At 68.2% G+C, this 6,260-nt stretch carries 5 protein-coding genes; all 5 read right to left on the reverse strand.

The genetic code is table 11. From position 1 onward, the window contains the following. Nucleotides 1-19: 19 nt before the first annotated feature. Nucleotides 20-952, reverse strand: a complete 933-nt coding sequence (locus tag U5798_RS29465) for a carbohydrate kinase (RefSeq protein WP_322084009.1) — start codon at nucleotides 950-952, stop codon at nucleotides 20-22. A gap of 132 nt (nucleotides 953-1,084) precedes the next feature. Beyond that, nucleotides 1,085-2,029: an ABC transporter substrate-binding protein gene (locus tag U5798_RS29470; RefSeq protein ID WP_124454894.1), complete on the reverse strand. Its 945-nt coding sequence runs from the start codon at nucleotides 2,027-2,029 to the stop codon at nucleotides 1,085-1,087. An 82-nt stretch (nucleotides 2,030-2,111) separates the two neighbouring features. Next, nucleotides 2,112-3,149, reverse strand: a complete 1,038-nt coding sequence (locus tag U5798_RS29475) for an ABC transporter permease subunit (RefSeq protein WP_124454896.1) — start codon at nucleotides 3,147-3,149, stop codon at nucleotides 2,112-2,114. Nucleotides 3,150-3,189: 40 nt separating this feature from the next. After that, nucleotides 3,190-4,743, reverse strand: a complete 1,554-nt coding sequence (locus tag U5798_RS29480; RefSeq protein WP_322084010.1) for a sugar ABC transporter ATP-binding protein — start codon at nucleotides 4,741-4,743, stop codon at nucleotides 3,190-3,192. Further along, nucleotides 4,730-5,977 (reverse strand): ROK family protein, encoded by a 1,248-nt coding sequence (locus tag U5798_RS29485; protein WP_124454900.1) that lies wholly within the window; start codon nucleotides 5,975-5,977, stop codon nucleotides 4,730-4,732. Before U5798_RS29485 ends, U5798_RS29480 begins: the two co-directional genes overlap by 14 nt. Between the last annotated feature and the right edge of the window lie 283 nt (nucleotides 5,978-6,260).

Below are 6,260 nucleotides of genomic sequence, written 5' to 3' on the forward strand. Positions count from 1 at the left end.
CGCGCGGCGCCGTCTATTGCTAAAGCGCGGCGACGCCGGCCGTGCGATCGATCATGCCGGCCACTTCCTCAGCCGTCGGCGCATAGGCGCCTGCGTGCGCACAGGCCACTGCCGCGCATGCGGCCGCGTAGCGCAGATGGTCGGCGGCCGTCGCATCGGGGCGCGCAAGCTGGCTCGCGAGCCAGCCGCCGATGCTCGCATCGCCGCAACCGACCGTGTCGGCGACTTCGGTCGGGAAGGCGGGCTGGAACAGCTCGGTGTCGCGATGCAGGAGCTGCATGCCCGATGCGCCGCGCGTGACGAGCAGCGTCGCGTCGGGCGCCCATTCGCGCAGTTGCGCGAGCGCGGCCGCCTCGTCGAGTTCGGGAAACAGCCTGCGCAGATCTTCGTCGGATACCTTGATCCAGTCGGCGAGCACGGCCAGCCGTTGCAACGTGCCGCGATAAGACGGCGCAGCCATCGGCGCGCGGAAGTTCGGGTCGAACGAAATCCGCTTGCCGGCCGCGCGCGCGGCCTGTGCGACGTCGATCAGGCGCGACGCGAGCGGCTCGCGCACGACACCGAGCGAGCCGACGTGCACGATCTCGGCCGCGTCGAAGGCGCCGGCGGGCAAGTCGGCCGGATCGAAGGCAAGGTCGGCGCTGTTCTCGCCGATGAAGAAATAGTCGGGTGGCTGCTTCGACACGACCATCGCGAGCAGCGGCGCGCGGTCGACCTGCCGGATGAAGCGCATGTCGAGTCCTGCGTCGGCGCTCTTGCGCATCAGCTCGTCGCCGAAGGTGTCGCGGCTGACCGTGCCGGCGAAGGCCGTCGGCACGCCGAGCCGCGCGCCGACGCGCGCCACGTTCCAGCATGAGCCGCCGGCGACGCTGTGCCAATGCTGCGCGTCGTCGCGGATGAAATCGGTCAGCGCTTCGCCGAATACGATCAGGCGGGGGAACGTCGTCGTCATGTCGAAACCTTGTGCCGCGGCGTTGCGCGCGGCCGTACAGCGGTTGATCAAAAAAAAGCGGGCAGTGCGGGCCGTCGCGCATGGCGACGCGGCCCGGCACTGCCCGGTTGCGCGGGCGGACGGGCGGCGCGATCAGCGCGGCGTGCTCCAGCCCTTGTAGGTCTTCACGTTGTCGCGCGTGATGAGCGTCGGCTCGATCAGGATCATCGGATTGGCCGGCTTCTGGCCGTTCATGATCCCGTAGCCGACGTTGACGGCCTGTTGCGCCATCGCCCACGGATCCTGGCTCGACGACGCCTGCACGAGCGTGTTGGACTTGAGCGCGACTTCGATGTCGGGTGCGCCGTCGACCGACGTGATCACGATGCCCGGACGGTTCAGCTGCTTCGCGGCAAGGTCGCTGCCGATCGCCTGCGGGTCGTTGATCGTGAACACCGCGTCGAGCTTCGGAAAGCGCGTCAGGTAGCCCTGCATCGCGTTCATCCCGCCTTCGCGCGAGCCCTTGCCGTCCTGGTCGCTCGACAGCAGCTTGATGCCGGCGTTTTTCGCGAGCACGGACTTGCAGCCGTTCACGCGATCGATCACGGCGGACACCTGCGGGCCGTTCTCGATGATCACGTTGCCCTTGCCGTTGAGTTTCTTCGCGATGTAGTCGCACGCGAGTTCGCCGGCCTTCACGTTGTTGGTCTGCACGGTCGCATTCGCGCCGGCCGCGGCGACGTCGACCGCGACGACCGTGATGCCGGCCGCCTGCGCCTTCCTCACCGCCGGTTCGATCGCCTTCGGATCGGTCGCGTTGAGCAGGATCATGTCGACGTGCGCGGAGATGAAGTTGTCGATCTGCGTGAACTGCTTGTTCAGGTCGTAGTCGGCCGAGACGGCCGTGACCTTCGCGTTCGGGTTGAGCTGCTTCGCGCGTGCTTCGGCACCCTTGACGATCGTGACGAAGTACGGATTGCCGAGCGACCCGACCGTGACGCCGATCGATTTGAGCGGCTTGTCGGCCGCGTGTGCGGCGGAAGCGCCGAAGGCGAGTGCGCAGGCGACGGCGGTCAGGGCGGCGGTGTGCTTGAACATGTCGTGGTGTCTCCGTGAGGTCTGTTGGCGAACGGCGCAGGCGGACCAGCCTGCGCCGCGAGGTTGAATCGACGGGTAGGGATCAGGTGCGCGCCGAGTCGCGCTGGCGGTAACGATCGAGCGCGACGGCGCCGATGATCACGAGCCCCTTGATGATGTATTGCCAGATGTCGGACACGCCGAGCAGCACGAGGCCGTTCGTCAGGACCGCGATGATCAGCGCACCGATCAGCGTGCCGACGATCGAGCCGACGCCGCCGACGAAGCTCGTGCCGCCGAGGATCACCGCGGCGATCGCGTCGAGTTCGTAGGACTGGCCGAGCTGCAGGCCGTTGGCCGCATAGAGCCGGGCGGCCGACATTACCGCGCCGAGGCCTGCCAGCAGCCCGGACGCCGCATAGACGAACATCTGGATCGCCCGCACGTTGATGCCCGACAGACGCGCGGCTTCCGGATTGCCGCCGACCGAATAGATCCGCATCCCGAGCACCGTGCGGCGCAGGATGAACCACGAGATCGCGATCACCGCGCAGGCGATCACGACGAGCCACGGCACGCCGAGAATCGTGCCGTTGCCGATGAACGCGAACGGCAGTTGCGGGTTGAATACGGTCGTGTCGTTGCCGATCAGGCGTGCGACGCCGCGCACGGCCGTCATCGCGCCGAGCGTGACGATGAACGGCGGCAGGCGCAGGAACGAGATCAGCCCGCCGTTGATCGCGCCGAACACGAGGCCGACGACGAGTGCGAACGGCACGCCGAGCCAGCCCCAGCCGGGGATCGTCGAGGCGAGCAGCGCGGCGACGGCCGCGGCGGCGAGCACCGAGCCGACCGACAGGTCGATGCCGCCCGTCAGGATCACGAAGGTCATGCCGGCCGCGAGCACGATGTTGATCGATGCCTGCTGCGTGACGATCGACAGGTTCTGCAGCGTGAAGAAGCCGTCGGTCAGGAAGCCGAAGCCGATGCACAGCACCAGCAGCACCGGCAGCATGCCGGCTGTGCGGATCAGCGACTGCATGCGGGCGCGTTGATCGGCGCCGCGCAACAGCGGCGTACGGTTGGCCACCGGCTGGGCCGTCGCGGAAGCGAGGTTCCGCTGCTTGGTCGGGTTGATCATTTCGGTAACCTGAATGTAAGGGTGAATTGAAAGAGCGGGCTCAGTGCGCGTCGGCGAGTTCGGCCTGCGAGCCGGTGGCGAGCGCGATGATCGCTTCCTGCGTGATGGACGTATGCGTGTGGCCGCCGAGTTCGCCTGCGATCTCGCCTTCGCGCATCACGAGCACGCGATCCGCAACGCCGATGATTTCCGGCAGCTCGCTCGAGATCACGATCACGCCCACGCCGGCACGGGCCAGTTCGTTGATGATCCGGTAGATCTCGGATTTCGCGCCGATGTCGACGCCGCGGGTCGGTTCGTCGAGGATCAGCACGCGCGGCTTCGTCTCGAGCAGCCGCGACAGCAGCACTTTCTGCTGATTGCCGCCCGACAGCGCGCCGACGTTGACGTTCGCGTGGGGCACGCGGATCGACAACGACGCGATCGCGTCGCGCGCGCGCTCGGCGCCGCGTGCGAGGTCGAGCGCGCCGAGCCGCGCATCGCGGTTGCACACCGAGATGTTGATGTTGTCGCGCACGCTCATGTCGAGGAACAGGCCCTGGCGCTTGCGGTCCTCGGTCAGGTACACGAGGCCGGCGTCGATCGAGTCGCGCGGCGAGTGGGCGCCGAACGTGCGGTCGCCCAGCTTCACCTCGCCGCGCACGCGCGCCTCAGCCCCGAAGATCAGCCGCGCGAGTTCGGTGCGCCCCGCGCCGACGAGGCCTGCGATGCCGAGCACTTCGCCGGCGTGCAGGTCGAGGCTGCAGCCGCGCACGCGCGCGCCGTCGGCGATGTCGCGGACCGACAGCAGCAGGTGGCCGGGGTCGTACTGCGCGTGTTCCTTCTTGTAAAAGCCGGAGATGTCGCGGCCGACCATCATCGCGACGAGCCGCTCGGCCGACAGCGATGCGCGTTCGAGCGTGCCGACGTACGCGCCGTCGCGCAGCACCGACACGCGATCGGACAGTTCGTAGATCTCCGCCATCCGGTGGCTGATGTAGATGATCGCGAGGCCTTCCTCGCGCAACTGGCGGATCAGGCTGAACAGGTGCTCGGTTTCGCGCGACGACAGCGGCGTCGTCGGCTCGTCCATCACGAGGATGCGAGCACGCGTATGCACGGCGCGCGCGATCTCGACGAGCTGCTGTTCGGCGATCGACAGCGTGTCGACGAGCGTGTCGGGCCCGAACGGCGCACCGAGGCGCGCGAGCACGTCCTGGCAGCCGCGCGCCATCGCCGCGCGGTCGATCGTGCCCCAGCGCCGGTTGCCGCGCCGCAGTTCGCGGCCGATGTAGATGTTCTCGGCAACGGTCAGGTTCGGCGACAGGCACAGCTCCTGGTAGATCACCGCGACGCCCGCATCGCGCGCGGCGAGCGGGCCGTCGATCTCGATGCGTTCGCCGTCGATCAGGATTTCGCCGCCGGCGTCGGCGCGGTATGCACCCGACAGAATTTTCATCAGCGTCGATTTGCCCGCGCCGTTCTCGCCCATCAGCGAGTGGATCTCGCCGGGATAGACGGTCAGGCTGACCTTGTCGAGCGCGCGCACGGCCGGGAACGTCTTGCTGATCCCGCGCATCTCGAGCAACGGACGGGGCGACTCAGAACGCGACATGGTGGACCTCCTGCGAGTCGGTGCGGGCGCCCTTGAGGATGCCGGCACGCGGAGAGAAGTTGAAGAACATCGGCAGCGTGGCGGCGCCGATCGCGCCGGCGTCGGCGCCGAACGTGCCGCGCACGAGCGTCGGCGTGCCGCGTGCTTCGGGTGCGGTCGCAACCAGCGCCGAGCGCAGGCGCGTCGTGACCGCGTCGAGCAGGCCCGCGTCGGTGTCGGCGTCGAGCACGACGACCGGCGCATCGACCACGCACAGCACTGCGCGCAACGCCGGTGCAAGCGCGTCGACGCAGTCGTCGATCCACTCGTCGACGGCCGGCAGGCCGCGGGCGATGCACGCTTCGAGATCGGCGCGATTCTCGACCGTCTCGCCGTGATGGCGCAGATGGCGCACGAGTGCATGCAGCGATGCGCGCGCGAGCAGGATGTCCCACGAGCCGCGTGGCGGCGGCGCGGAGGCGAGCCGGCTCGGCAGCACCGGAATCACGGCGATGTCGCCTGCATTGCCGGTCACGCCGCGCAGGCAGTCGCCGTCGATCGCGATGCCGCCGCCGATCGCCGGTCCGATGAACAGGTACACGAAATCGTCGCACTGCCGGCCGTATCCGTAGAACAGTTCGGCGATCGCCGCTGCATTGCCGTCGTTTTCGCCGAAGACGGGCAGCGACAGCGTGCGGCCGAGATCGGCCGCGAAATCGACGTCTTCCCAGGCGCGAAACGTGTCGGGCGCAAGGCCGAGCTCGCGCATCCACGCGCCGAGGTTGTAGGGCTGCGCGACGCCGACGCCGGTCAGGCGCGCGCGTTCATGGTCGGGGAGCAGGGCCTGCATCGCGTCGATGTCGTGACGCACGATTTCGAGCACGTCGGCAGGGGGCGGCAGCAGCGTGTCGTGCGAGCGGCGGCCGAGCACGTCGCCGGCAAAGTTGACGAGCGCGGTCTCGATGCGCATCCGGTCGAGATGGACGCCGATGCCGAACGCGCCGTGCGGGTCGAGACGGATCAGCGAAGCCGGCTGGCCGCGCTGGCCTTCGGTACGGCCGGCGAATTCGATCAGCTTCGCGTCGGCGAGCGAGTCGATGATGCTGCCGACCGCCGTGCCCGTCATGTTCGCGAGACGCGCGAGGTCGGCCTTCGACGCGCTGCCTACGCGGCGCAGCGTCTTCAGCAGCAGGCGCTCGTTGTAACGGCGCACGTTGGCCGAGTTGCTTCCCTGGCCGATGTGCGGGCTTCTCATGGCGTCTCCTTCCATGTCGCGCCGCTCGGCGGCGCATTAAATAAATCACGTTGATTTATTTAACCGCGTGAACGCAGCCCTGTCAGCCTAGGGAAATCCCGGTTGAGTGTGGTGATCGGTGCGAGCAGGCGGAATCGGGGATGGATCGTGACGACCGTCGCGACTTGTCGTTCGTGAAGGTGACGGTGGATGAAATCCGGCGAGCGGCGCCGATTGGCAGGGTGGTATGCGTCGTGCGTGGACGTCGCGAGCGCGACGCATCGATTCCGGCGCCGGAAATGAA

Source organism: Burkholderia sp. BCC1972 (assembly GCF_905339605.1).
Classification (GTDB): domain Bacteria; phylum Pseudomonadota; class Gammaproteobacteria; order Burkholderiales; family Burkholderiaceae; genus Burkholderia.